Raw genomic sequence first — 23,734 nt, 5'->3', positions numbered from 1 at the left:
TTTTTAACCCTCATGCAATTTAAAATTTTGATTCGCTCACGCGCTCCGTAAGTACCGCATCCTCTAAAAGCGCGGACTTCAAGGCGCCACGCTGCCAACTTCCCTTTTAGTCGCCAGTAGATTATTAACCAGGCCTTTAAACTCCCTGATTCCGTGATTCCCGCGTAAGCTGAAGTCCAGCGTGAAAACTGGGTTTGCGCTTACACGGGAGCGACGATATTTGAGGGCAGGGTTAATAAAAGTTGATACCAGCTTTTTCTAGCTCATAAAAAACCAGCTTGAGATGGCTCCGATTTTATAAATGTGCTTGTTTTTTTAATGTCACAATGGCAACACTGACTTGGCTGGAGGCCAATGCAAACGCGCTGCCCGCATCTAACAAGGACTCGGCGGTTTCATATTGGCCACTATTAATCACCTCGGCCACTTTTCCGGCTTCGCGATGAAACTGCGCATGTTTATGCAGACAGTCCTGAAAACCGGACAAATGTTTGTATTGCTTTTGACCGCCACCGTGCAACCATTTACCCAACTTGCAGCAATCGTCCCGACCAATGGTGACGGCATCCATGTGCTCGTGTTGGCTGATACCCCGGCGCAGTTTCACCTTCCACTCGCTGTGCGCTTGAATGGCTGCATCCAAGTCAATGGCGTCATCCTCTGTGGTTTTCGCACTTGCCTGTTTCGCACTTTCTGAGCGACGCGATGTTGTTTGGGTTGCAGAGCGGCTCGCAGCATGTCCGGAAGAGGTGATTTTGAAAAAGCTCATCAAACTTTGTAGTTGTTCCGTTTGCCCCATCATTTCTTCCGCAGTAGCCGCCAACTGTTCGCTGGCGGACGCATTCTGCTGAGTAATCTGATTCATCTGGTTCATGGCATTGTTAACTTGGCTGACACCGGCGGATTGTTCTTGGGAGGCGGCGGCAATCTCCTGCACCAAGTCGGAGGTTCTGGCTATGCTGGGTACGATTTCATCCAGCAGCTTGCCCGCACTTTCCGCAGTCTCGACGCTGTTTTCCGCTAACTCGCCAATCTCCTGTGCCGCCACTTGGCTGCGCTCGGCCAGCTTGCGCACTTCCGCCGCCACCACCGCAAAGCCTTTGCCGTGATCGCCGGCTCGGGCCGCTTCGATGGCGGCGTTCAACGCCAGCATGTTGGTTTGATAGGCGATGTCGTCGATGATGCCGATTTTTTTGGCAATCTCGCGCATGGCGTCAACGGTCTGTTTCACCGCTTCACCGCCTTGGCTGGCTTCGGTAGCGGCTTTGCTGGCCATGCCGTCGGTGACTTTGGCATTGTCGGCATTCTGGTTGATGCTGGCCGCCATTTCCTCGATGCTGGCACTGGTGATCTCGACACTGCCCGCCTGCTCGCTGGCGGCTTGCGACAGCGATTGCGAAGTGGAACTGATCTGCTCGGAGGCATTACCCAGCTGATCCGCGGCGGAAATCACCTCGGCAATGGTTTGGGAGAGTTTGGCGACGGTGTTGTTCACGGTGTCTTTAAATTCACCCAACTGGCCTTGGTAGTTACCGGTCACGTTGCGGGTTAGGTCGCCTTGTTCAACTAATGCCAGCACTTCGACCGCTTCATTCAGCGGCAAGATCACTCCATCCAGGGTGTCATTGACGCCTTCGACGATTTTGCGGAAATCGCCTTGGTGTTTGCTGGCGTCGGCACGGGTTTGCAGGCGCCCCTCAACCGCAGCGGTGGCCAGCATATTGGCGTCGGCCACCAGCGTATTGACCGCATCGATACAGGTGTTGAGGTTGTTTTTAATGGTGTTGAAATCACCGTTGTAGGTGTCGGTGATTTTGGCCGGAATGTGGCCTTTGGAAATGTTATCGACATAGTCAGCCGCCACATTCAACGGGCCGATCACCGCATTCAGGGTTAGATTCACGCCCTCGACAATCTTACGGAAATCACCTTGGTGCTTAGTGGCATCCGCGCGGGTGGCCAAACGCCCTTCGACGGCAGCGGTCGATAACATATTGGCATCGGCCACCAAGGCGTTCACCGCATCAATACAGGTGTTCAGATTGTTTTTGATGACATTGAAATCGCCGTTGTAGGTGTCGGTGATTTTGGCGGGGATCGCGCCTTTAGAGATGTTGTCCACGTACTCGGCCGCCACGTTCAAGGGTCCGATCACCGCATCCAGGGTGTTATTGACGCCTTGGACGATTTTCCGGTAGTCACCTTGGTATTGGCTGGCGTCGGCGCGGGTGGCTAAGCGGCCTTCGATAGCGGCTTTTTCCAAGGCCACCGCTTCGGCCACCATGCTGGAAATCGCATCGATACAGTTGTTCAGGTTGTTTTTGATGGTGTTGAAGTCACCGTTGTAGTGGTCGGTGATTTTCGCCGGAATCGCCCCGCGCGAGATGTTGTCCACGTACTCGGCGGCCACGTTCAAGGGCCCGATTACCGCATCCAGGGTGCTGTTGACCCCTTCGACGATTTTGCGGAAATCGCCTTGGTGTTTCGTGGCATCCGCGCGGGTCGCCAAGCGACCTTCGACGGCAGCGGTCGATAACATATTGGCATCGGCCACCAGGGCGTTCACCGCATCAATGCAGGTGTTCAGGTTGTTTTTGATGACATTGAAATCACCGTTGTAGGTGTCGGTGATTTTGGCGGGGATCGCGCCTTTAGAGATGTTGTCCACGTAGTCGGCCGCGACGTTCAAAGGTCCAATCACGGCGTCCAGCGTGTTGTTGACGCCTTCGACAATCTTGCGGTAATCGCCTTGGTATTGGCTGGCGTCGGCGCGGGTGGCTAAGCGGCCTTCGATGGCGGCTTTTTCCAGCGCAGCGGCTTCGGCCACCATGCTGGAAATCGCATCGATACAGTTGTTCAGATTGTTTTTGATGGTGTTGAAATCGCCATTGTAGGTGTCGGTGATTTTCGCCGGAATCGCCCCGCGCGAGATGTTGTCCACGTACTCGGCGGCGACGTTCAAGGGCCCGATCACCGCGTCCAGGGTGTTGTTGACGCCTTGGACGATTTTCCGATAGTCGCCTTGGTATTGGCTGGCGTCGGCACGGGTAGCCAGACGGCCTTCAATCGCCGCTTTTTCCAGATTCGTGGCTTCGGCCACCATGTTGGAAATCGCGTCGATGCAGTTGTTCAGATTGTTTTTGATGGTGTTGAAATCACCGTTGTAGGTGTCGGTGATTTTGGTGGGGATCGCGCCTTTAGAGATGTTATCGACGTACTCGGCCGCCACGTTCAAAGGTCCGATCACCGCATCCAGGGTGTTGTTGACGCCTTCGACAATCTTGCGGTAATCGCCTTGGTATTGGCTGGCGTCGGCGCGGGTGGCTAAGCGGCCTTCGATGGCGGCTTTTTCCAAGGCAGCGGCTTCGGCCACCATGCTGCTGATCGCGTCGATACAGTTGTTCAGGTTGTTTTTGATGGTGTTGAAATCGCCGTTGTAGGTGTCGGTGATTTTTGCGGGGATGGCGCCTTTAGAGATGTTATCGACGTACTCGGCGGCGACGTTCAAAGGGCCGATCACGGCTTCCAGCGTGTCGTTAACACCTACGACGATTTTCCGATAATCACCCTGGTGTTTAGTCGCATCTGCACGGGTGGACAGCTGTCCTTCTACGGCTGAGTGGGACAGCATGACGGCATCGGCAATCAAAGATTGCACGGAAAATACTGCGGCTTTGACACCCTCATTCAGTTGATTGAATTCTAAGCCGTAGTTATGGCTATCGTTTTGCGGCATTTGGCCGCGCCCGAACAAGGTCATGGCATGAATCATGGCATTGACAGGGCGGAGCACCCCCATGACGATGTACCAACTCATAGCCAGGAAACCCAACAAGAACAAGGACACGACTATCATCGTAGTATTGATAGTGCCGCCTAATCGCGCCAAACGGGCATCCAAACCGGCATATAGCAACTTGCTAAATCCTCCTGCTAACGAGAAGTTTTGTTGGATAGCCTGAGTCAAGCTGTTGAAATAATCGCTGCCGGCAAGCTCAAGTTGCCCACGTTGTAAAATTTCCGTTTCAGTCAAGGTCAGTGCTTGCTTGGCTAAGGCGGTGGCTTTTTGCAAATCCGTGCGGAGTGCGGGGTTCATGCTGCCGATTTTGGGAATATTCTCGTCGATCATCGCCAGGGTTTCTTCAGCATTCGCGATTAATGCTCGCAGGTAAGCGGCTTCTGCAACAGTCACGGCTTTTCGCTGCAAAATCGGCGAACCCACGCCTCTGAGCATACCCAATTGTTCGGACAGCTCAGGAAATAAACTGATTGCCAACACTTGGGCGTAATAGGTATCGGCTTCCGGATCCAATCCTAGCCCCGATGCATCAGCCACTTTGCGGTTAAAAGCGTGCAATTGACTAATGAATTCGCCATGCTTTGCAAGATTGGTTTGTGCATCAAATTTGCTAGCCGAAGCCGCCAGCTCTTGCCATTTTTCCCTAAGCGCTTGCCAGGCCAAAGTCAGCTTTAATTCTGCCAACCGTCCGTCCAATGCGGAGATACCGGCGATTTGCTGATCGACTTCGTTGCGTTTCGCCTCCCGGCGGCTCGCCTCCTGTGTGTTGCCGGCGATTACCATCGCGTTCAAGCCACGGTGCTCTACCACTAGTTGCATCAGTTTGATGCTCTCCGTAGCGTAATCGACACCTTGTTTTTCCTTTAATGCGAAATCCTTGTCTGCGATATTGTCATTTATCAAAAAGTAGGTTGGCACTGCGAACATAGCAATAGCCAGAACCACTAAGGCAACAAACTTTTGCCAGAGCTTAATTTTGCTGAATACGCTAGAAATCTTTCCCTCTTTAAAGGGGTTTTTAACGCGACCGGCTTTGATATCGGCATATAGCGCGGCCGCCGCATCAACTTCGCTACGTGCTGGCTTGAAGCGGATAGACCGGTAACCAATCATCTGGCCTTCGTTGTAAATTGGCGCGACATTGGCTTCCACCCAATAGAAATCGCCATTTTTGGAACGGTTTTTTACCAATCCGCGCCAAGTGCAACCGGCGGAAATGGTTCGCCACATCCATTCATAGGCCTCTTCCGGCATATCCGGGTGGCGCACAATGTTGTGCGGCTGCCCCAGCAGTTCCGATTCCGTGAAGCCACTCAGTTTGATGAAAGCCGGGCTGACACTGGTGATATAGCCGTTCAAATCGGTGGTAGAGGTGAGAATGTCTTCTTCGGAAAAGTGTAATTCGACGTCAGTAACGGGTTGATTATTTCTCATGGCTATTTTCCATAGTATGTAATTGGCTTTTTTCCAATTGGGCTCAAGCCTGGGCCAAGTGCATATTGCCCTGAAGCTTGTGTTCAAAGGCGCTCACCAAGACAGGTACATCCAAAATTAACGCCACTTCGCCACTGCCCAAGATCGTGGATCCTCCCAGCCCTTCCACATGTCCGAATAATTTGCCAAGCGGCTTGATAACCGTCTGAAACTCGCCGATTAAGCGATCAACGACCAGCCCGGTTTTGACACCCGCTGCATGCACCACGACGACATTAGGTCTGCGCGGTTGATCTCCGCTAATGTTGAACAAATCGCGCAAGCGGATAAAAGGCAGTACTTCGCCGCGTAAATCCATGTAATCCCTGTCAATCAAATCGCCGGACAACTCCAGACATTCGACAACCCGGTCAAGAGGAATCACGTATGACGATTTACCTACACCCACCAAAAAGCCATCGATGATGGCTAAGGTCAGTGGTAAACGAATGCGGATAGTGGAACCTTGACCCGGCCTGCTTTCAACTTCGATGTCGCCGCGTAAATCGGTCACGTTCCGTTTGACCACATCCATGCCGACACCGCGCCCGGACAGATTGGAGATTTGGCTGGCGGTTGAAAAACCAGGCTCGAAAATCAAGCTATAAATTTCATGGTCGCTTAGTTTGGCGTCGGCTTGCACCAAACCTTTTTCGATGGCTTTTGCCAAAATTCGATCACGATCCAGACCACCGCCATCATCGCTAACTTCTATGGCGATGCTGCCCGACTCGTGGTAGGCGTTTAATCTGAGCTCACCGCGACTGGGTTTGCCGCGCGCGGCGCGGACTTCGGCAGACTCGATACCGTGGTCCATGGCGTTGCGGACCAAGTGCATCAGCGGATCGCCGATTTTTTCGACAACCGATTTATCCACTTCGGTGTCGCCGCCGGTAATGACCAAGGCAATATCTTTGCCCAGTTCTTTGCCGACATCACGCACCACTCGCTGGAAGCGGCTGAATGTGGCGCCTATCGCCACCATCCGCAGTTGCAATGCACCGTCGCGCACTTCTTCGACCAAGCGCATCATTTCGCTGGTGGCTTCCAATAGCGCGGAATCGCTGGTCTGTAAGGCACGCAGATTGACACCCGCACCCGAAATAACCAGTTCGCCTATCACATCGATGAGTTTGTCCAAGCGCTCGGCGTCTACCCGTATGGTTTGGTTTTCTCGGGCTTTGTTGTCTTTAATCTGCTGCTGCTTTTCCAGCGCTGCATTCACCAGCGGCTGTTGCACCACTTGTTGATCGACCAAGATTTCGCCGAGGCGGGTATTCGGTTGCGGGACTTGCGCTTGCTGCGCGTTGAGGCCTTCTTGTAGTTCACGTTGGGTAATGACCCCGCTTTTCAGCAATAGCTCGCCGAGTTGGGCATTGTCTTCGCCCAGCGAATTGATCAGTTCGACGTAGTAGGGGATTTTGTCTTCCAGCGGCAAAATATGGATGTAACTGCCTTCGCGAACAAAATCGAACACGCTTTCGATAGCGGCTTTGTCTGCGTCGCTTTTTAGGACAATTTCAAAACCCAGATAACTGCTCTCGGGGTCCATGCTCTCGGCGTCCGGCATCGCATGACTGAAAGTAGTCAGCGACATAATCTCGCCTAGCGTTGCCAGATAGCGGATGAAAGACAAGGGATCCATACCGTCGCGTAGACAGTTTTCGCCGAATTGAATAAACAAATGCCAATTGCCGCTGTCGATTACGCCGCCACCGCTGGCTTCGAGCGGTTCGCCAGCTTGCCGCACGGTAGTCATCGCCTGCTTGGGCTCAGGCTTCAAAAAAGACTCCAAGCCATCCAGTAATTGTCGTTCGGCATTGGTCATCGCCGGGTTGGCGTTTACTTCACCGTCGGCCACTGCTTGAATCAGCTCAATCATATGGTCGCAGCAAGGTAGTAGGATGGCGACCAGTTCCGGTGAAACGCTCAACTTTCCGTCGCGCAAGGTGTCGAGCACGCTTTCCACCACATGGGTGAAGGCAACGATGTGATCCAGTCCGAACAATCCCGCCGAACCCTTGATAGTATGTGCGGCTCGGAAGATGGCGTTAATTCGTTCGGATGGCTCCTGATCGTCTTCCAGACCGAGTAAGCCGTCTTCCATGTCTTGCAACAACTCCAGACTTTCAATCACAAAAGTCTTCAGAGCATCCCGCATTTGGTCATCAAAACTCATTTCGCATACTCCTTAGTTTTGGGTCAGCACGACCTGATCGCCAAAAGTACCCGTCAGATTTGCTAGTTCCAGCACATCCAACACCGGTTTGCTGTGCATCACGAAACGCAAGCTCTTACCCAAATGCGCGGCTTCGCGTTTAATTAGAATCAACAACTGTAGGCCGGCAGTATCGATTTCGGTGACGTTGGCAAGATTGATTTCCAAATCGTCCCCAGCCGTTAGAAACATCAGCAGATTGGATTTCTGATCTGCCGCGTTGTAGATGGTTAATTCGTCTTTAATGGTTAGGCTGGGCATGGACGATCTCGCTAGACATAGACAGAGGTACTTATATGAATCGGCGGAAACGTGATGAACGACCGCTGTTCATACTCCGATCAAGGCAAAATTAACTTGGAAACGGCCGCTAACATCTGCGCCGGCTGGAACGGTTTAACCACCCAGGCTTTGGCGCCCGCAGCCTGGCCCTCCTGCTTTTTGCCTTCCTGGGATTCGGTGGTCAGCATAATGACCGGGGTAAATTTATAGGCCGGCAGCTGCTTAAGTTCCTTCACGAAGGTAATGCCATCCATGTTCGGCATATTGACGTCGGATATGATTAGATGAATCTTCTGGCCGTTGAGCTTACTTAGCCCATCCTTGCCGTCACACGCTTCTATCACCTCATAACCGGCGCCCTTCAGCGCAATACCTACTACCTGACGGACCGACGCCGCATCGTCTACTACCAATATCGTTTTTGCCATATGCTTAATATCCTAGAAAAAAGTAATCTCTTGTGTTTGATGTTCAACGGCCCGATTGCCATGACCATGGGCGTGGTGTTCGGATTCCATGGTGTAGGTGCTGGTCAAGCCGCTTAAAATGTGGTCCGCATCTATCGGCCGCAACGCAAATACACCGCCGGCATGACTGCGGTTGAGCTGTTTCGGGAAATCGGCAATGCTGTCTTTGACGTGTTCCAGAATTTGGCCGATCCGGTCTTGAAATTGAAAATGCACCAAGGATTCGTCTATCTCACCTTTTATGGCCTGCGCCGAATGGCTTAAGTTGCTTGAATAGCCCTGCAATTTGGTAAACACGTCATGCAGGTTATCCATTACCGATTGAATATTGCCGTTACAAGCGGAGACCGCTTCGGCCTCGTTTTGCGCGCTTTTTTCCACCGCTAGCAAGGCGGTTTGAATAGCAGAGCTAACTTGCTCGACTTTGGAGCCGATCTGCTTACCGGTTTCACCGGACAAGTTGGATAGCTTTCTAACCTCGTCCGCCACCACGGCAAAACCGCGGCCGGCTTCGCCGGCCCGAGCCGCTTCGATAGCGGCGTTTAAGGCAATCAGATTGGTTTGTTCGGCAATCCGCGCCACTTCCTTGGCCATCTGCTTAAGTTCATCAATAAAGCCCGCCAAGGAGCGAATTTTCTGCAAAACCGCCAAATTTTCCTGCAATGCCGCATCCATGGAGCTCACCACTTTTTGCAAATTGGTGTTGCTGTTTACGAATACTTCTTCGCCGTTGCCACCGAGAGTGGAATGGGAGGATCTTAAAGCCGCTTCCAGATTATTGGTAATCCCGGCAAAGCGTTGAGTCAACAACGTAATCGCCTGCTCGATTTGTTGCCGGGTCGAATCGATTTGTGCTGCCCATACCGGCGTGACTTGCTCGGCAAACCGATCCAGACCGGAAATATATTTTTCTATTTCGGCTACCGATAAGGCGGGGGCCTTGTCAGTCAAGGTATTTTGCGTAGCGGCAACACAGCGTTTTTTGGTAACCCAAGCGGCTATTCCTGCCGACATCAATGCAACGCAAATCATTACCGCAAATTGGAATATAGACATTTTGGCGTAATCTCCCTGGTTTTTTTATGATTTCGCAGCCCTCTGCCGCCGATCATTTCGGTTCAGTGGCCTGGAAATTCAATGTGGAAAAAAGTATAGGCAGGAAAATTCGGTTTATCTAGAAAGCTACCGACAAATTGTAGGGTTAGTCCCACAACTTATGATTAATTTGCGAAACTGCTAACGGAAGTCGCTTGCAATGCGTGTTTAAGGCTTTTAAAGTGCCAAGCTGTTTTATCCCATACTACAAGGACATCCGCTTTCATGACTGAATATCCCGAAAAATCTTGCAGCATCGACCGTTTGGTCCGTCACCCGAAATTGGTAGCAGCAACGCTGGCCGGCGACAAAACCCAGCAACGCCGAGACGGTTTATATGCTTACCCCGGCGAAACCTTTGTATTGGAAGACGTCGTATTTGAAGTAATTAGCGTGGAGCGGCAGAGAATAGGGGATATGAGCGATGCGGATGCCAGGGCGGAAGGTTATCCGAATTTGGCAATGTATAAGGACTTAATACTGAAAATGCACAGCGGCATGGAGTGGAACGAGGACGGACTGGTCTGGGTACACAGCTTTAGGCGTCAACAGCTGGAATAAGAATACCTTTCTCGGCTAACTCCCGCAGCATTGGCGGGCCGTTGGCCATTAAGGCTTGGCTATCGAGGTGCGGGAATTCCGTGGCGACCGTTTGTAAACAGCTCTCGCCCGTCATCGGTCCTCTATCCTGCAAAATTTGCAGCAGGCGTATCGTCAAACCGGTGGTTTTCAGAAAATGCACATGATCGAGATTGTCGCGGTAAACGATCAAGCAAGTGGTTTGCTCCGGCGGCTCTAGCGGCAAAAAGTCGGGGCCTATTGCCTGCACCGGATAACGGTAAAGCAGCGGCCAGGCCAAGGGCGATAACGCGATGCTGCGCGGCAACAACTTATCCAGAAAATCGCTGTCACCCAATATTGGTGTGTCCTTGGCAATCGACAAAGCCATTTCCACCCATTCGTAATGTGCCAATTCCAACAGAAACGGATAATCGTCCGGATTATTTCGTTCGTTTTGTAAATACGCTAAAAACTCTTCGGCAATTTCCGAGAAATAGGGGGTTTCGCAGCGATGCCGGGTAAAAAAATCCTGAGTGATTTCCTGCCATTGCGCATCAGTCAGGATGGCTCGCAATACCGGAAAATTACTGGCAATAAAACTGTCGATATTATTGAAAAACAATTCCCGATACATGGCCATACGCCGCGGCTCGACATCTGCCGGCGGCGGATTGTTTTGCGGATCGCGAATATACGCGGCAAACTGGCCTTGGGTAGCCTGAAAATCGGCAGCCATCAGGCTACCTGTTTTTGCCGGCCAGCCGCATAGTGCTGCTGAATGGCTTGGATGGTATCGACTTCCTTGCTTAACTCAAGCAAGGCGGGAATGTTGAAGTCCCGCTCCAGCAGGGTAGGGAATACGCCGAACAGCTCGTAAGCCTTGCCCAACAAAGTCCAGACCGGATCGATCACCGGCGCGCCGTGGGTATCGACCAGAAAATCCTCTGCTTCCACATAATGGCCGGCGATGTGCGCGTAAGCGATGCGTTCGGCAGGCATGGCCCGCAGAAAGGTCTCGGCATCGTAACTGTGATTGACACTGTTAACGTAGATATTGTTGATGTCGATCAGCACATCGCAGTCGGCTTCGGTAACTACCGCGTTGAAAAAATCGATTTCGGCCATTTCCTGTCCCGGCGCGGCGTAATAGGAAATATTTTCGATAGCCATGCGCTGTTCCAGAATATCCTGCACCCTGCGGATACGCGCGGCGACATGCTTAACCGCGTCTTCGGTAAACGGCATCGGCATCAAGTCATACAAGTGCCCGCCGTGACTGCAATAGCTGAGGTGCTCGCTGTAGAACTTGATACCGTGTTCGCGCATGAACAGTTTAAGTTGGCGCACGAACTGTTCGTCGAGCGGATCGCTGCTGCCTATCGACAGAGACAAGCCATGACAGACAAAATTAAAACGTTCGGTCATGGCCCGAAACTGCTTGCCGAACTTGCCGCCTATGGTCATCCAGTTTTCCGGCGCCACTTCGTAAAAATCGACGTTACCGGGCGGTTGCTCGACAATCTCACCCAAAAATGACCGCCTTAAACCCAAGCCGGCACCGTGAACGAGATTGCGAACGCTATCCATGGCTTACTCTTCCGGCGCTTCTGGCGTTTCCGGTTTGTGCGTAGACCGCCAAAATAAGGCCACGCCAATGGCAACCAGTACGCCGAGGATATACATTTCGTATTTTTTGACCTGGCCCATGATGGACTCGGCAAATTCGCCGAAGGTGTAGCCCAGATACCCGACAGCTATCGCCCAAATGCCGGCGCCGAGGAAGTTCAGCAAGAAAAACTTCAAGGGATGAATCTTGCTGGCACCGATCACAAACGGCGTGACGTTACGCACGCCGTAGAGAAAGCGAAACCCCAATATCACCGGTATCTGATGCTTGTGCAGCAAATCGAAAACCTTGTCGGTTTTGCTGTGCCAAAGCGGACGTTTCTCCAGAAAAGCGATACCCTTCCAACGGCCCAGGTAGAAAAAGGTCTGGTCGCCGGCAAAGGTACCCAAAAACGCCGTTAGCATCACCCATTCCAACTGCAAATAGCCGCCATGCGCCAAAAAGCCGGCGATGACCAGAATGGTTTCGCCTTCCAGATACGTACCGATAAACAAGGCTAGATAGCCGTAATCGATAACCAGCTGCTGTAAATCATTAAAATCCATAGTGTCGGTCTATTGGCGATGAGTCGAAATTAATGGCTGGCCGCTTTGTCGGCATCCATTTTGCTTCCGCAACTGCCTTCTTCGCCTTTCATCATAGCCCCGCAGCTATGTTCGCCGGCTTTTTTGTCGCCACCCATCATAGCGCCGCAACTGCCTTCTTCGGCTTTTTTAGATTTGTCGGCACCGTGATCCATACCGCCCATGCTGCCCATACTCATCATGCCGCCGCCAGTCATCATGCCCATGCCGCAAGCGCCTTCTTTACCCTTCATCATCGCGCCGCAAGCGCTTTCCATGCCTTTTTTCATTTTGCCACCGCTCATCATGCCGCCGCACATGCCTTCGCCGCATGAGCCTTCGGTTTTTTTCGCTTCAGCTTTTTTGGTCTCACTTTTTTTGATGCCATTGCCGTCCATTGCATTAGAGCCACACGCGCCCTGACTGATTTTGCCGTTTGAATGCTCTGCATGCGACGTCGCAACTTGCATATAGCCGCTAGACAACTCGGAAACGGCGAATGGGTTGGCATCGGCCTGCGCGTTGACAGCCATGCCGGACAAAAGCGCACCGCCCATCGCAGCGGCCAGCGGAGATTTATTAAATTTTTTCATGCGTTTATCCTCTCGTTTAATTTTTATTTATGGTGCTCCGGCACATTACTACCGGGGCTTACGACTGATGCGTAATCCTTATGGCTCTACTCTGATTATTGCATATTCAGTCTAAATTCTTTGCCTTAAATTCACAGACATCGGCGATGCAGCAAGCTCCGCAACGCGGCTTCCTGGCCACACAAATATATCGGCCGTGTAGAATCAGCAGATGGTGCGCGTCTTTCTTGTATTGCTTGGGCACGGTTTTTTCCAATTTGCGCTCCACTTCCAGGACATTTTTGCCCGGCGCCAGGCCGATGCGATTGGCGACCCGGAAAATATGCGTATCTACGGCGATGGTCGGCTCCCCAAATGCGGTGTTTAAAATCACATTCGCCGTTTTGCGGCCCACCCCGGCCAGCGCCTCCAGTGCTTCCCGCTGACGCGGCACTTCTCCGCCATGCTGTTCCAGTAGAGTCTGACAAAGTTTTATGACATTTGCCGCCTTGCTGTTGAATAAGCCGATGGTTTTGATGTGCTCCTTCAAACCATCTTCCCCCAAGGCCAGGATCGCCTGCGGTGTATTCGCCACGGGAAACAACTTGGCAGTCGCCTTGTTGACGCCCTTATCGGTCGCTTGTGCCGACAGCACCACCGCCACCAATAATTCGAACGGGGTAGTGAAATTCAGTTCGGTGGTCGGATTCGGCGTGGCTTCGGCCAAGCGCAGGAATATCAGTAGGCGTTTTTCGTTATTCATGCTCAAAAAAGAATTCAAAGCCAAGCTTTCCAGGATTCTCCCTGCTTGCAAGGCAAATATTGGTGGCGTCGTCATTTGTCCGCTAAAGGAACTAAGTAACGAGTCAACTAAATTGTCGCATTTAATTTGGAACCAAACTCGCGCGCATCAAGTCACTAGCTAGCACTCAGAATGGGTGCGGAAAACCACAACAATTCAATTCGGGGGAATTATGAAAACATTTACTGCCATTACCATTAGTGCATTACTGCTCGCGAGTGCCGGTGTATTCGCCGAAGAACATGCTACCGAAGCCTTGAAGCATGCCGAACAGGCTGTCACCCACGGCAAAGCCGGCCATAGCCCCGTCTTGGTGGAGCATGCCGAAGCGGCCTTAACCCATGCCAAGAAAGGTGCTGAAGTCGCCAAGGGCGACTCTAAAACGCATCTGGATGCCGGGGTAAAATCCCTGGAAAGCGCAATTGAACACGGCAAAATGGGCCATGCCGATGTCGCTACAAAAGCCGCCGAAGAAGCCGTTGACCATATCAAGGCGGGCAACAAGTAGATTCTTAACCGCTAATCAATAGATCCATTTGCGATCAAATAGGTAGAGACGCAAATTCAGCGTCTCTATCTACTTCCCTAAACTGAAACCGCACCGGCGATATGTCGATGTGCCTGATAATCCAGCAGTTCAAAGTCGGCAAATTCATAGGAGAATAACGATTCCGGCCGGCGTTTTAATTGCAGCCGCGGCGGCGCCAAGGGTTGCCGGCTAAGTTGCAATGCAACTTGCTCAAAATGGTTGAGATAGATATGCACGTCACCGAACGACATGATTAACTCACCGACTTCTAAGTCGCATTGCTGTGCCAGCATATGCGTTAACAAGGCCACACTGGCTTGATTGTAAGGCACCCCTAAAAAGCAATCGGCACTGCGCTGCGTCATCATGCAGGACAATTTGCCGTTAGCGACATAGAATTGATACAACACATGGCACGGTGGCAGGGCCATTCGCCCGGCGGCGGCATTCTCGCGCGGACCAACGGTTTCTTCGGGCAAAAATGCCACATTCCAGCCGCTGACGATGTGTCGGCGCGAATCCGGTTTATTTTTTAAACCGTCCAACAAAATCTGCATCTGATCGTAACTCTCGCCATTCGGCCCCAGCCAGTTACGCCATTGCGCACCATATACAGGCCCCAACTCGCCGTCTGGCGTGGCCCACTCATCCCAAATCGTTACACCGTGATCGTTTAAATATTGGATATTGGTATCGCCGCGTAAAAACCACAACAATTCATACACAATGGATTTGAAATGTAGCTTCTTGGTCGTCAGTAACGGAAAACCATCTGCCAGGTTGTACCGCATCTGCCGGCCAAACAATGAGCGAGTACCGGTGCCGGTGCGGTCGCTTTTGTCGATGCCGTTATTCATGATGTCGGCGAGAAGATCCAGGTAGGGTTGCATAGCGCTCTTAGGTCGAAAATTGGCGGGCAGTATAACTTGCCGGCTTGATGAATACGACTGTCATGACGGTGTTTCATGAGTCGTGATGGAGGCAGCAGAGAGCTTTAGAGGTGCGGCAAAATGGTTGGTCGATCACCATGAGAAGAGGTGCGCGGCTACCAGCCAGCTACTCGGTTTTGTACATGCCAGATAAGCTCCAGGCGCTGTAAGCCTTTAGCCGTCTGCGTGTTCAGTTTGAGATAAGGGGTGGCTTTATCGCCCAAGGATTTCGAGAAAAAGCAGTTGGTATTTCGCTCAAGTGCTTTCGCGGCGAACATGGCTGCATCTGCGTTTTAAGCGGCTGGATATTGCTGAAAAGACTGATACACTTCGCCGTCGAGCTCACTTCCGGAAATTAATGGCCGGCAAAAACCACCGATTTTTTGCGCGATGCCAGGCTGGCACTGGGCAATAGAAAAAATTTATTTACACTGATCGCGAGCTGAGTAATAGTTTTGCTTCGGCGTTTAATCAACAGGAATCCAATGAAAAATCTGTTCTTCGTTTTTGCCCTGTGCCTGTCCGCGGATAGTTGGGCTGGGGTATTTAAATGCACTGATGCCACCGGCCACACGAATTATCAATCGTCACCCTGCACGGTGGAGCACAAAGCGGTGCAGATGAATACCAAAACCGGCAGCAGTGTTGATTTAAATGCGCTGGAAAGGCAGCAAGCCGCAGAAGCCGAATTGAAAAAGCAGCAGTCTGCGCAGGAACAGGCCGAGCAACAGGCCAAGCTCGACGCCATCGCCAAAAATAAACAAGATGCTCGAGTTCAGAGTGAAATGACACAGACTCTGATCAAGCAAAACCCCATGCAATTTTCCGCATTCGCCATCCCACCTTACGACCCGGAAAAACTACCCGCGCAAGTCAAACCCTTCGAAACGCGCCTGCCGGATGTTGAAAAATTCCGCAGGCTGGCCGCACAAAAAGCCTTAGCCAGCGGAGAATGTCAGCGAATTGAAACCGATGAGCTAACCGGGAAGAGCAAACCGGACCAGCTAAATTTTCTGATTAATTGCAGCAGCGGCAAAACCTTTTTGTTCAACGAGGCTGATCTCGTTCAACCATGATTGTCGGCAAAACGCTGTTTATCACCGGCTGCTCTTCCGGCATCGGTTATCACACCGCTCTGTTTTTGAAACAGCGCGGCCATCGGGTGATTTGCTCCGCGCGTAAGCCTGAGGATGTAGAGCGTTTGCGTGGTGACGGCTTAGAATGTCTGCAACTTGATTTGGCGGATTCGCCGAGCATTCAACGCGCGGTCAACGAATTAATCGCGCTGACCGACGGCAAGATCGATGCACTGTTCAACAACGGTGCCTTCGGCCAGCCAGGCGCCGTGGAAGATTTGAGCAGGGATGTGCTGCGCCACCAATTCGAAACCAATCTGTTCGGCACCCACGAATTGACCAATATGCTATTACCGCTGATGCGCAAACAAGGCCATGGCCGGGTAATCTATAACAGCTCGGTACTGGGGTTTGTGGCGATGAAGTTTCGCGGCGCGTATAACGCCAGCAAATTCGCGTTGGAAGGCTTGGCGGATACCTTGCGCTTGGAATTGCGCGGCACAGGCATTCATATCGTATTGATTGAACCGGGGCCGATAACGAGCCGTTTCCGGGAAAATGCTTTTGCTTTGTATCAAAAGCATATCGATGCCGAGCATAGTTTTCACAAAGAAACTTATAAAGCGATGGAAGCAAGGCTACAAAAACCCGGCCCGGCGGCACCTTTCACGTTACCGGCTAGTGCAGTCGCTGAAAAAGTGGCGCATGCATTGGAGTCGAATCGGCCGAAAATTCGCTACCGGGTGACGGTGCCCACGCATTTGTTTGCCTGGTTGAAACGGCTGCTGCCCAGCGCATGGCTGGACAAGCTGCTAGTCAGCGTCGAATAAGGCCGCAGCGGCATTTTTTTGCCACCGAAAAAACCATAAAAACCGCTATAAACAGGCTAGCAAACGGAATGAACTGTGCTATTATCCCGGCCCAACATGTAGTGGTTAAAGCGGTTGGGTTAGCAGCTATATGTTCTTATAAAAATAACTGTGAGGTTCAATACATGAAAATTTTAAAAAGTGCTGTTATCGCGTTCTCTTTAGCTGCTGCCATGGGTTCTTTTTCAACAGCTGCCGTTGCTGAATCTGATCCAGGTAGAACTGCTTACAAACCTACCGATGTAATCAATGAAGTTGTAGCGCGTATTACAGCTGCCGAGGCAGCAATCAACAATGGTGCTGAAGATGCTGCCGTTGTCGATTTGATCCAAAAAGCGGCTGGTTTTATCAAAGAACTGAACGCAAACGACAAGGTTGCCAGATATGCTGATAAAGCCAGAGGCCATTTGAAAGCAGCCATTACTGCAGCTAAAGCCGCTAACTTGCAAGAAGCCAAACAACATTTAGCTGCCGGCAAAGAAGGCGTTGAAGCTTTGAAAAAAATGCTTTAATTCTGTCCCGGGGTGTCTTTCGGGGCACCCCGTATTTTTTCATTCCTCCCCGTTCATTGCCATCTCCGGCAATAGCTACAAATAATACTGATGCTTCTCTAGCTGGGTTTCCAACCAAGCTAATAACGCCCTCGCATTTTCAAATTTTGTCCCAGCTAAATTGAACATGGTCGCGTGGTTTAATGCTTGCCAACGATTCACCAGTGTGTGCAATTTAGCGGCGTTGGTCGCCGTGAAATGAAACTGTTCAAGCAGCTGTTTGTATAACGCACTTTCCGATGTTGGCAGCGATCCTCTGAGTTTAGTCAGCACGGTGATCATATCTTCGACGTCAGCAATACGCGCCTGGACCCAAGCCATCACCGACTCCTCATTGATTTTCTCCAGTGCCGATTCGGCATTATCCGAAACCACTTTTAAACATTGAATCAATTCGCTGGAACTGAATTTAACGGCTATTTCGTAAAACGCCGCAGCCTCCATATCGCGCAGATTCTCGTCGTTGTACTCGACATCGGCGCTGGATAAGGTAATTAGCGGCAGGGTGGTGGGGCAAGGGGCATCGAAAGCCAGTTGCGGATAAAAACGGCGTTGGGTTTCGGCGTCGGTGATTTTATCGGCCAAAAAACAACTACCTAGCGCCTGGTGGCGATGTCCGGCGATGCCGAAATTGAGCAGGATAGGTTGGGTTGCCTCGGGAAATTGCGCCAGCGTATAAGCCACCGCGCCAGCCATAGCTATTTTGCCTACACCGCTAATCACCAAAACGATGTCGGCGTTTTTGTAAATCGCAAAGGGCTGCTTTTGTGGTAGTTTTTTTAGTCGCCATGCCTGAATTAACGGTTTGGCCTCACAGGGCAATGCGACAAAGATAAAAGTTGATGGTGCAAAGTCAATCACAGTTTTTAAGAAAAATTCCCTTATATTTTAATCAATTGTTGAATATTCATGATAATTCACATAAATTTAAGATTCGTCAATTTTCAAAGGGAGACGTGCCGTGACTGAAATGAATTCCGTAGCTAATAACACCAGTTCAAATAACTTGCACCTGGTGACAGCATTGCAGGAGGAGCGCTCTGCCGTCTGGGCTTTGTATTGTCAACTCGCCGAAATGAAGCCATTCTCCAGCGAGAACGCAATCAGGCCAATGTTGTCTGAGTTTTCGCAACTGCTAATAGATTACATATCCTTTGGTCACTTCAGCATCTACGAACATTTAATAGCCGAAAAGCAGCATCAAACTTCAGCGCTGTCTCACGCGGAAAAGATATATCCGGCATTCTCCAGCATTACCGCGTCGGCCGTTACTTTTAGCGACACTTACGACGATGGCAGGCGTAAATTTAATACCGCGAATTTGGCTCAGGATTTATCCTTGCTTGGCGAACGGCTGGCGGAACGCATGGAGCTGGAAGACCGGCTGTGCTCCATGCTGCTGCATTGATGCGCAGATATTGCCCCTGAAAAGCTCCGAATAGCCTATTTGCTTTCAGCTGCCGAAACGCCTGAAACAGGCCCTGCTGCGCCCTTAATAAACAAATCCTTCAAACGACTGAAGGCCGCCTGCAGGGTTTTGTCCATCACCACCTGATTGCCTATCGAAACAATTACTCGTGCCAGTTCAGGCATCTTGGTTTTGGTCGCCAGCATATAAATAGGCTGTACATATAAAATCGAATTACCCATCGTCAATATCACCATCCGGCCTTTTTTAACTTCCGAGCCTTGTTGATTCCATAGGGTAAACTGCGAGGCAATTTCCGGGTTTTGATCGATCAGCGCATTGACCTGCGACGGTCCGTTAACCTGTACAGCCTTCGGGAATTTGAAAATAGTGATACCCGGCTTGTAAGTGTGGTCGCAGCTTTTATCGTCAACTGTACCGGCAATGCCAACCATACTTAAATTATCTCTGTGTATCGGGGTCATCGGATTAATCATCACAAACTCCTCCAAATCGTTACAACGATCAAAGTCCATCGTAATGAAATACGGTAATACCGGTTGGCCATCCACGGAAGCGAATTGCCAGGTTTCCGCCTGCTCATAAAACAACTCCGGACTGTTTTGATGATATTTAGCGTAAATTTTCATTTGCATATAGTACAAGTCGCGCGGATAACGCAGATGCTGCATTAGCTCGTCGGGCATTTCCCGCAAATTTTTGAAAACGCCGGGATACGCGCGGTTGTAAGCGTTGATGATCGGATCTTTTGGGTCGGAAATATAGTAATCGACGCTACCGTCATAGGCATCGACCACAATTTTGACCGAATTACGGATGTAATTGAACTTGTGCTGGCCGTCCAGATAATCGTCGGCTGCCGGTTTGGAGACCGGGTAATAATTGGACAAGGTATAGGCATCCTGAATCCAGTAGAAGCGATCCTTGTCAACAACCAAATACGGATCTTTATCCAGGTGTAAAAACGGCGTCAGCGCGGTAATTCGCTCGTCGATATTACGACGCAACAATAACTTGCTTTGCGCGGATATGTTTGGTGAGAAGAATATTTTTTCGTCTTTCAGGTAAAAGGCGAACAACATTTTTCTGAACAGCGACGGGATCGGTATGCCGGAGATACCCTGATAATCCAGCGATTCGCCTGGCGCAGAGCCGGAAATATCGGTCACAGCCAAGTTGTTCGGTACGATCGCGTAGCGATATTTTTCCAACCCGTAATAAATGTCGGGGTACTTCACGGAAAACCCAACATCCGAGGTCATGTTCAAATCGCGCAAGTACCAAACGATAGGAATGCCGGCGTCCTGAGCAGCCGGCGAGATGACCGCGCCGTAGCCATGGGTGTAGCGCAAATGGGTGTTCTCCCAGTTTTGCGCCTCCTTGGGCAATTTATCGATATTGACTTCACGGGCTGCCAGATTGACTTGTTGATGATGGCCGTTAATAAAATAACGGTCTTCATCGACAGTCGGAAAGCCATAATACGGCCGGATTCCTTGTAGCTGCATATAGCTGTCGATCAGAAATTCGCGATCCCATACCGGAATATTTTCGAAATGTTTTTTGGTTGACCAAGCTTCTATATCTTTGGTGGCGTCCAGATTGACCTGGAAATCGACGGTTTTAATATTGTTTAAATCGAATGCCGCCATGGTGGCATCAATGTTATGCCGAATCGAATCACCTTCGGTGCGGGTAAAATTAGGCTTGACGATGAATTTTTCAATCAACTCCGGTATGGTGTGAGAGCCTTGCAGGCCCCAAACAGCCAAAAAACCCAACGAGGCAACGATAATAGGCGTTTTACTACGATGTCTCTCCGACAGCGCGTAAAAAACTACCGATATGGCAATCGCCAAAAAGAACAAGACTTCAAGCCAAATCATCGGCAACTTGTAACGCAATTCGACAAAACCGGGGCCAAAAAACACCGGTTCGTTACCCCCTGAATATAATAAGGCGAAGCGTTCCAGTAAAAAACCCCAGACCACAAACAACACCACAAATGCAAAAAGCACCGTCAAATGGATCTTCGCACCCAGTGGAAATTCCTTGCTTTGATTGGGGACAAATTCATGCTCCATCCAATACAGCACGCCGGTCGCCAAAAACACAATAACCGCTGTGGTTAACAACTCCTTCTGAATCAGCATGTAAATCGGATAGGAAAACATGTAGAAGCTGACGTCGTTACCATATACCGGATCGACGATGCCCGATGCGCTGCCGAAGAAAAACAGCAGCGCCTGCTCCCATTGCAAATAGAACGGCACAGCAATGACTACGGCGAGTAGCAGGGAAATGGGAGTATAGATACGAGCCGAACCACTCATAAACACATCGGCAAAGCGTTGAAAACGCCGACGCTTGGAATCGTCCATCAATATTTCATCGGGCGGGTTCAGGCCCAGGTAGCGAGAGGCAATCCAGAAGTGAAATAAAAAAACAGCAAAGAAAAACGCAGTAACCGCACCGGAGAAAATAAATCGGTAGAGTAACTTCAACCAAAAGTAGGCTTCGAACTCCAGCGAACGGAACCACCATAAATCCACGAAAAAATCGAGAAACACGAAGTAGAACGCGACATATAGCACAATAGCAGTTGCGAGGGTCGCTAAAGTGATCGCCGGCAACAGTTTCCAATTACGCATAATTTCCTCTTTACTTAGATATCCGAGCGCCTACTTGCGGAACACGCCGCCAAACTATGGTCGGCAATGTCCCCTTAACATCAATGGCTGAGCATTCTAACACCCAAATCCGGATTGTGATTGTCCGGCATATTGTCTGGTTGTTGGCTGGATTGCTGAGCTATTTGCGGCGGGGAAAAAAGGCGAGTTCAATTCGATACTAAATAGCTTATGGTCCCAGTGAAATGACAGGACGGGGAGACGTGCCAACTGAGATCAACGGCAGTAGGGCGCAAATTTTGCCGGATTTGAGATGGCGCAGGATGGTGAACAATTTGCTCAGATCATAACAATACAAGTTTTCTTTGTATCACCGTCACAACTCAGGACACGATGCGGAGTTACACGCGAACCTGTAACAAAACGCCGCTGCCGAGGCTTTAGCTCGACAGCGGCGTTGGTCTGACGCAGAGCAGTTGGCGCTTACTTTTTGAACATCGCCATGATCCGCTGGCGATTGGCAAAGCCGACATAACTCAAACCGCCTAGTATCAAGCCATACAGCAATTGCCCAATAAAAGACGGCTGATTTCCGGCTGCTTCCGCTTTCGCAGCGGCGTCGCCCGTATTCAGCGGGGGAGGTGGTGGCGGCACAAAAGCCACTTGCTTTTTATTACTGATATCCGGCAAACCTAAGCTCTTCCAGGCATCGTAATCTTGCCAGGCCGGGTATTTACCTTGCCAGAATTCTCTGGTGAAGTAAGGCGCCAGGCTCATGCCATGGACTTTGGGGATGCCTTTCTCGTCGGAAAAACCTTTGTAAACCACTAAGCTGATGTCACCACCCTCGCCGATACCGTTAGTAGTGAAGGATTTCTCGACGTGGTCGTGAAACATCCAGACGCCTTGACCAAAACTGTTCAAGCCATCGTCAACACCGCTTAATTCCAGATCGATACGCTGGGCGGGTACCATGCCATGTACGTCGCGCTTGATATAGGAATTAGGGCCGTTATCGACACCATCGTAATGCGTCACCATAGGCTTGTGGCCGTGAATATGTATTGCAAATGCTTCTTCATGACCATTCAACACCCGCAATTTGACCTTTTTGTTTTCTTCCATCAGGATCAGCGATTCCCGCAATGTGTAAGGGAATGAGCGACCATTCAGCATGAAATAATCGGGGCTAGCATCAGTAATGTCATATTCCTGATTCATCCGCCGGGCAATGATCCGCGGATCGTTAGCGGAACGCACCATTTCATGCAATTCCTTATCAACCGATTGATAGTGCAGATCGTACTCGGCCGCATATTTTTCTTTGACCGCTACCGATGGATGGCGAACCTGGCCATTGCCGACGTTGAAAACCTGTACCCAGTTGTTGGGGCGGTTTTCCTCGACCACAAACATACCTTGCAAACCCATCGGAATGTGGGTGTGTGGCTGTACGTGGCAGTGGTAATACATGGTGCCGGGTTGGCGTGGTTTGATCACATACGTTTTGCTCTGGCCGGGCAAAACATCCATCTGGCCGGTTTGACCGACGCCATCGTTGCCTTCGCCGCTATGATCCATGTAAGGATGATCCACACCATGCAAGTGGATCGAGTGCGGAAAGTAATGGCTGTTTTCCAGCACCAACCAAACAATATCGCCTTGTTCGACCCGAATAGTTGGTGATGGCGCGCGCAACAAAGCATTGGCTACCGGCTCGTACAAGCTCAAGGTAGACATGTCGCGAGTTTTCGGCGCGTAGACCCAGAAAGTCGGTTGAATGCCGGGTGCAATGTCAAAGGTGGTGGTAGGGTCTTTCATGTCCGGAGAATGGCCGTTCAGTTCGGCAATTTCCAGCTTAATAATATAGTGGTCGGGGTCCCCGTCGCCGTCCATATCTTCGCCAAGCGTGATGGCATCGGCAGCGAGTTGTGTCTCCATTAAGGTAGACATTGAAATATTATTGGTGCCTTTAACAAAAGCAGCGATTTCAGCAGGATTATCGGGGTTACACATCCGTGATTCTTGTATTTCGACTCCGTCGATCACTTGCGCATCACGCCACTTGGCATCGGTAAATTCGGAACAAACTTCTTCTGCCGCACCCATCTTGACGCTATTGGTCGCCGGTAGTTTGTCTACCGCCGCCACAGCCCATTGTGACGCCGGAAGCAGCATGGCGCCACACAGAATGGGGATAACCTTTTTATGCATACAAAACCTCATAAAACAGACGAATTGACGGAAGCCCTAATCAAGGTT

At 50.7% G+C, this 23,734-nt stretch carries 20 protein-coding genes; 6 read left to right on the top strand and 14 right to left on the bottom strand.

Annotated elements, in window-relative coordinates:
- Positions 1 to 295: 295 nt before the first annotated feature.
- The 5 genes from ACH5Y9_RS19440 to ACH5Y9_RS19420 all read right to left on the bottom strand — a co-directional run bounded on the left by ACH5Y9_RS19440 (position 296) and on the right by ACH5Y9_RS19420 (position 8,914).
- Positions 296 to 5,233 carry a methyl-accepting chemotaxis protein gene (locus ACH5Y9_RS19440; RefSeq protein WP_445367244.1) on the bottom strand — a complete coding sequence of 1,646 codons (4,938 nt, stop codon included), beginning with the start codon at positions 5,231 to 5,233 and terminating at the stop codon, positions 296 to 298.
- A gap of 43 nt (positions 5,234 to 5,276) precedes the next feature.
- Complete coding sequence (locus ACH5Y9_RS19435; RefSeq protein ID WP_445367243.1) at positions 5,277 to 7,451, bottom strand: chemotaxis protein CheA; 2,175 nt, start codon at positions 7,449 to 7,451, stop codon at positions 5,277 to 5,279.
- Between the two features lie 12 nt (positions 7,452 to 7,463).
- Positions 7,464 to 7,751 (bottom strand): STAS domain-containing protein, encoded by a 288-nt coding sequence (locus ACH5Y9_RS19430; RefSeq protein WP_445367242.1) that lies wholly within the window; start codon positions 7,749 to 7,751, stop codon positions 7,464 to 7,466.
- Positions 7,752 to 7,831: 80 nt separating this feature from the next.
- The gene (locus ACH5Y9_RS19425; protein WP_020484376.1) at positions 7,832 to 8,200 is read right to left on the bottom strand and encodes a response regulator; all 369 of its coding nucleotides are present in this window, start codon (positions 8,198 to 8,200) and stop codon (positions 7,832 to 7,834) included.
- Positions 8,201 to 8,212: 12 nt separating this feature from the next.
- Positions 8,213 to 8,914 (bottom strand): methyl-accepting chemotaxis protein, encoded by a 702-nt coding sequence (locus tag ACH5Y9_RS19420; RefSeq protein WP_445369908.1) that lies wholly within the window; start codon positions 8,912 to 8,914, stop codon positions 8,213 to 8,215.
- 645 nt (positions 8,915 to 9,559) lie between these two features.
- On the opposite strand from ACH5Y9_RS19420, the gene ACH5Y9_RS19415 reads away from it, so the two are divergent.
- Positions 9,560 to 9,895: an ASCH domain-containing protein gene (locus ACH5Y9_RS19415; RefSeq protein ID WP_445367241.1), complete on the top strand. Its 336-nt coding sequence runs from the start codon at positions 9,560 to 9,562 to the stop codon at positions 9,893 to 9,895.
- Here the strand turns inward: ACH5Y9_RS19415 and ACH5Y9_RS19410 are convergent.
- The 5 genes from ACH5Y9_RS19410 to nth all read right to left on the bottom strand — a co-directional run bounded on the left by ACH5Y9_RS19410 (position 9,873) and on the right by nth (position 13,420).
- Positions 9,873 to 10,631 (bottom strand): HvfC family RiPP maturation protein, encoded by a 759-nt coding sequence (locus ACH5Y9_RS19410; RefSeq protein WP_445367240.1) that lies wholly within the window; start codon positions 10,629 to 10,631, stop codon positions 9,873 to 9,875. The genes ACH5Y9_RS19415 and ACH5Y9_RS19410 overlap by 23 nt on opposite strands.
- Positions 10,631 to 11,482, bottom strand: coding sequence for an HvfB family MNIO-type RiPP peptide maturase (locus ACH5Y9_RS19405; RefSeq protein WP_445367239.1), 852 nt, complete (start codon positions 11,480 to 11,482; stop codon positions 10,631 to 10,633). Before ACH5Y9_RS19405 ends, ACH5Y9_RS19410 begins: the two co-directional genes overlap by 1 nt.
- Before the next feature lie 3 nt (positions 11,483 to 11,485).
- The gene (locus ACH5Y9_RS19400) at positions 11,486 to 12,067 is read right to left on the bottom strand and encodes a DedA family protein (protein WP_064009155.1); all 582 of its coding nucleotides are present in this window, start codon (positions 12,065 to 12,067) and stop codon (positions 11,486 to 11,488) included.
- A 29-nt stretch (positions 12,068 to 12,096) separates the two neighbouring features.
- Positions 12,097 to 12,678: a hypothetical protein gene (locus tag ACH5Y9_RS19395; protein WP_445367238.1), complete on the bottom strand. Its 582-nt coding sequence runs from the start codon at positions 12,676 to 12,678 to the stop codon at positions 12,097 to 12,099.
- 106 nt (positions 12,679 to 12,784) lie between these two features.
- Positions 12,785 to 13,420 carry an endonuclease III gene (gene nth / locus ACH5Y9_RS19390; protein WP_205454371.1) on the bottom strand — a complete coding sequence of 212 codons (636 nt, stop codon included), beginning with the start codon at positions 13,418 to 13,420 and terminating at the stop codon, positions 12,785 to 12,787.
- A gap of 211 nt (positions 13,421 to 13,631) precedes the next feature.
- On the opposite strand from nth, the gene smbP reads away from it, so the two are divergent.
- Positions 13,632 to 13,967 carry a small metal-binding protein SmbP gene (smbP, locus tag ACH5Y9_RS19385; RefSeq protein WP_205452749.1) on the top strand — a complete coding sequence of 112 codons (336 nt, stop codon included), beginning with the start codon at positions 13,632 to 13,634 and terminating at the stop codon, positions 13,965 to 13,967.
- 77 nt (positions 13,968 to 14,044) lie between these two features.
- Here smbP and ACH5Y9_RS19380 read toward each other — a convergent pair whose 3' ends face one another.
- Positions 14,045 to 14,878, bottom strand: coding sequence for a thymidylate synthase (locus tag ACH5Y9_RS19380; protein ID WP_445367237.1), 834 nt, complete (start codon positions 14,876 to 14,878; stop codon positions 14,045 to 14,047).
- 524 nt (positions 14,879 to 15,402) lie between these two features.
- Between ACH5Y9_RS19380 and ACH5Y9_RS19375 the strand changes: the two genes are divergently transcribed.
- From ACH5Y9_RS19375 to ACH5Y9_RS19365, 3 genes are read left to right on the top strand one after another with little or no spacing between them, the layout of a single operon-like run.
- Positions 15,403 to 15,993 (top strand): DUF4124 domain-containing protein, encoded by a 591-nt coding sequence (locus ACH5Y9_RS19375; protein WP_445367236.1) that lies wholly within the window; start codon positions 15,403 to 15,405, stop codon positions 15,991 to 15,993.
- Entirely contained in the window at positions 15,990 to 16,823 is an 834-nt protein-coding gene (locus tag ACH5Y9_RS19370) for an SDR family oxidoreductase (protein ID WP_445367235.1), read from the top strand. The genes ACH5Y9_RS19375 and ACH5Y9_RS19370 overlap by 4 nt, the downstream gene beginning before the upstream one ends.
- Entirely contained in the window at positions 16,790 to 17,374 is a 585-nt protein-coding gene (locus tag ACH5Y9_RS19365; RefSeq protein WP_240348174.1) for a hypothetical protein, read from the top strand. The genes ACH5Y9_RS19370 and ACH5Y9_RS19365 overlap by 34 nt, the downstream gene beginning before the upstream one ends.
- A gap of 75 nt (positions 17,375 to 17,449) precedes the next feature.
- On the opposite strand, the gene ACH5Y9_RS19360 is transcribed toward ACH5Y9_RS19365, so the two are convergent.
- Complete coding sequence (locus tag ACH5Y9_RS19360) at positions 17,450 to 18,274, bottom strand: 5'-methylthioadenosine/S-adenosylhomocysteine nucleosidase family protein (protein ID WP_445367234.1); 825 nt, start codon at positions 18,272 to 18,274, stop codon at positions 17,450 to 17,452.
- Between the two features lie 109 nt (positions 18,275 to 18,383).
- On the opposite strand from ACH5Y9_RS19360, the gene ACH5Y9_RS19355 reads away from it, so the two are divergent.
- Positions 18,384 to 18,821: an Rsd/AlgQ family anti-sigma factor gene (locus ACH5Y9_RS19355; protein ID WP_445369907.1), complete on the top strand. Its 438-nt coding sequence runs from the start codon at positions 18,384 to 18,386 to the stop codon at positions 18,819 to 18,821.
- A gap of 35 nt (positions 18,822 to 18,856) precedes the next feature.
- Here the strand turns inward: ACH5Y9_RS19355 and ACH5Y9_RS19350 are convergent, their stop codons facing one another.
- Both ACH5Y9_RS19350 and ACH5Y9_RS19345 read right to left on the bottom strand, forming a co-directional pair.
- Positions 18,857 to 21,493, bottom strand: coding sequence for a UPF0182 family protein (locus tag ACH5Y9_RS19350; RefSeq protein ID WP_445367233.1), 2,637 nt, complete (start codon positions 21,491 to 21,493; stop codon positions 18,857 to 18,859).
- A gap of 462 nt (positions 21,494 to 21,955) precedes the next feature.
- Positions 21,956 to 23,686: a multicopper oxidase domain-containing protein gene (locus ACH5Y9_RS19345; RefSeq protein WP_445367232.1), complete on the bottom strand. Its 1,731-nt coding sequence runs from the start codon at positions 23,684 to 23,686 to the stop codon at positions 21,956 to 21,958.
- Between the last annotated feature and the right edge of the window lie 48 nt (positions 23,687 to 23,734).

It is taken from the genome of Methylomonas sp. BW4-1, assembly GCF_052474385.1.
This window is presented reverse-complemented; position numbering and strand designations above follow the sequence as displayed.

Bases quoted from the DNA above. Each gene is read 5' to 3' on its own strand.
- ACH5Y9_RS19430 (WP_445367242.1), bottom strand. From the start codon at position 7,751: ATGCCCAGCCTAACCATTAAAGACGAATTAACCATCTACAACGCGGCA.
- ACH5Y9_RS19375 (WP_445367236.1), top strand. From the start codon at position 15,403: ATGAAAAATCTGTTCTTCGTTTTTGCCCTGTGCCTGTCCGCGGATAGT.
- ACH5Y9_RS19355 (WP_445369907.1), top strand. From the start codon at position 18,384: ATGAATTCCGTAGCTAATAACACCAGTTCAAATAACTTGCACCTGGTG.
- ACH5Y9_RS19400 (WP_064009155.1), bottom strand. From the start codon at position 12,067: ATGGATTTTAATGATTTACAGCAGCTGGTTATCGATTACGGCTATCTA.
- ACH5Y9_RS19380 (WP_445367237.1), bottom strand. From the start codon at position 14,878: ATGCAACCCTACCTGGATCTTCTCGCCGACATCATGAATAACGGCATC.
- ACH5Y9_RS19345 (WP_445367232.1), bottom strand. From the start codon at position 23,686: ATGCATAAAAAGGTTATCCCCATTCTGTGTGGCGCCATGCTGCTTCCG.
- ACH5Y9_RS19395 (WP_445367238.1), bottom strand. From the start codon at position 12,678: ATGAAAAAATTTAATAAATCTCCGCTGGCCGCTGCGATGGGCGGTGCG.
- ACH5Y9_RS19350 (WP_445367233.1), bottom strand. From the start codon at position 21,493: ATGCGTAATTGGAAACTGTTGCCGGCGATCACTTTAGCGACCCTCGCA.
- ACH5Y9_RS19440 (WP_445367244.1), bottom strand. From the start codon at position 5,233: ATGAGAAATAATCAACCCGTTACTGACGTCGAATTACACTTTTCCGAA.
- ACH5Y9_RS19405 (WP_445367239.1), bottom strand. From the start codon at position 11,482: ATGGATAGCGTTCGCAATCTCGTTCACGGTGCCGGCTTGGGTTTAAGG.
- ACH5Y9_RS19420 (WP_445369908.1), bottom strand. From the start codon at position 8,914: ATGGATGCGGCATTGCAGGAAAATTTGGCGGTTTTGCAGAAAATTCGC.
- ACH5Y9_RS19370 (WP_445367235.1), top strand. From the start codon at position 15,990: ATGATTGTCGGCAAAACGCTGTTTATCACCGGCTGCTCTTCCGGCATC.
- ACH5Y9_RS19410 (WP_445367240.1), bottom strand. From the start codon at position 10,631: ATGGCTGCCGATTTTCAGGCTACCCAAGGCCAGTTTGCCGCGTATATT.
- nth (WP_205454371.1), bottom strand. From the start codon at position 13,420: ATGAATAACGAAAAACGCCTACTGATATTCCTGCGCTTGGCCGAAGCC.
- smbP (WP_205452749.1), top strand. From the start codon at position 13,632: ATGAAAACATTTACTGCCATTACCATTAGTGCATTACTGCTCGCGAGT.
- ACH5Y9_RS19415 (WP_445367241.1), top strand. From the start codon at position 9,560: ATGACTGAATATCCCGAAAAATCTTGCAGCATCGACCGTTTGGTCCGT.
- ACH5Y9_RS19435 (WP_445367243.1), bottom strand. From the start codon at position 7,451: ATGAGTTTTGATGACCAAATGCGGGATGCTCTGAAGACTTTTGTGATT.
- ACH5Y9_RS19425 (WP_020484376.1), bottom strand. From the start codon at position 8,200: ATGGCAAAAACGATATTGGTAGTAGACGATGCGGCGTCGGTCCGTCAG.
- ACH5Y9_RS19365 (WP_240348174.1), top strand. From the start codon at position 16,790: ATGGCTGGACAAGCTGCTAGTCAGCGTCGAATAAGGCCGCAGCGGCAT.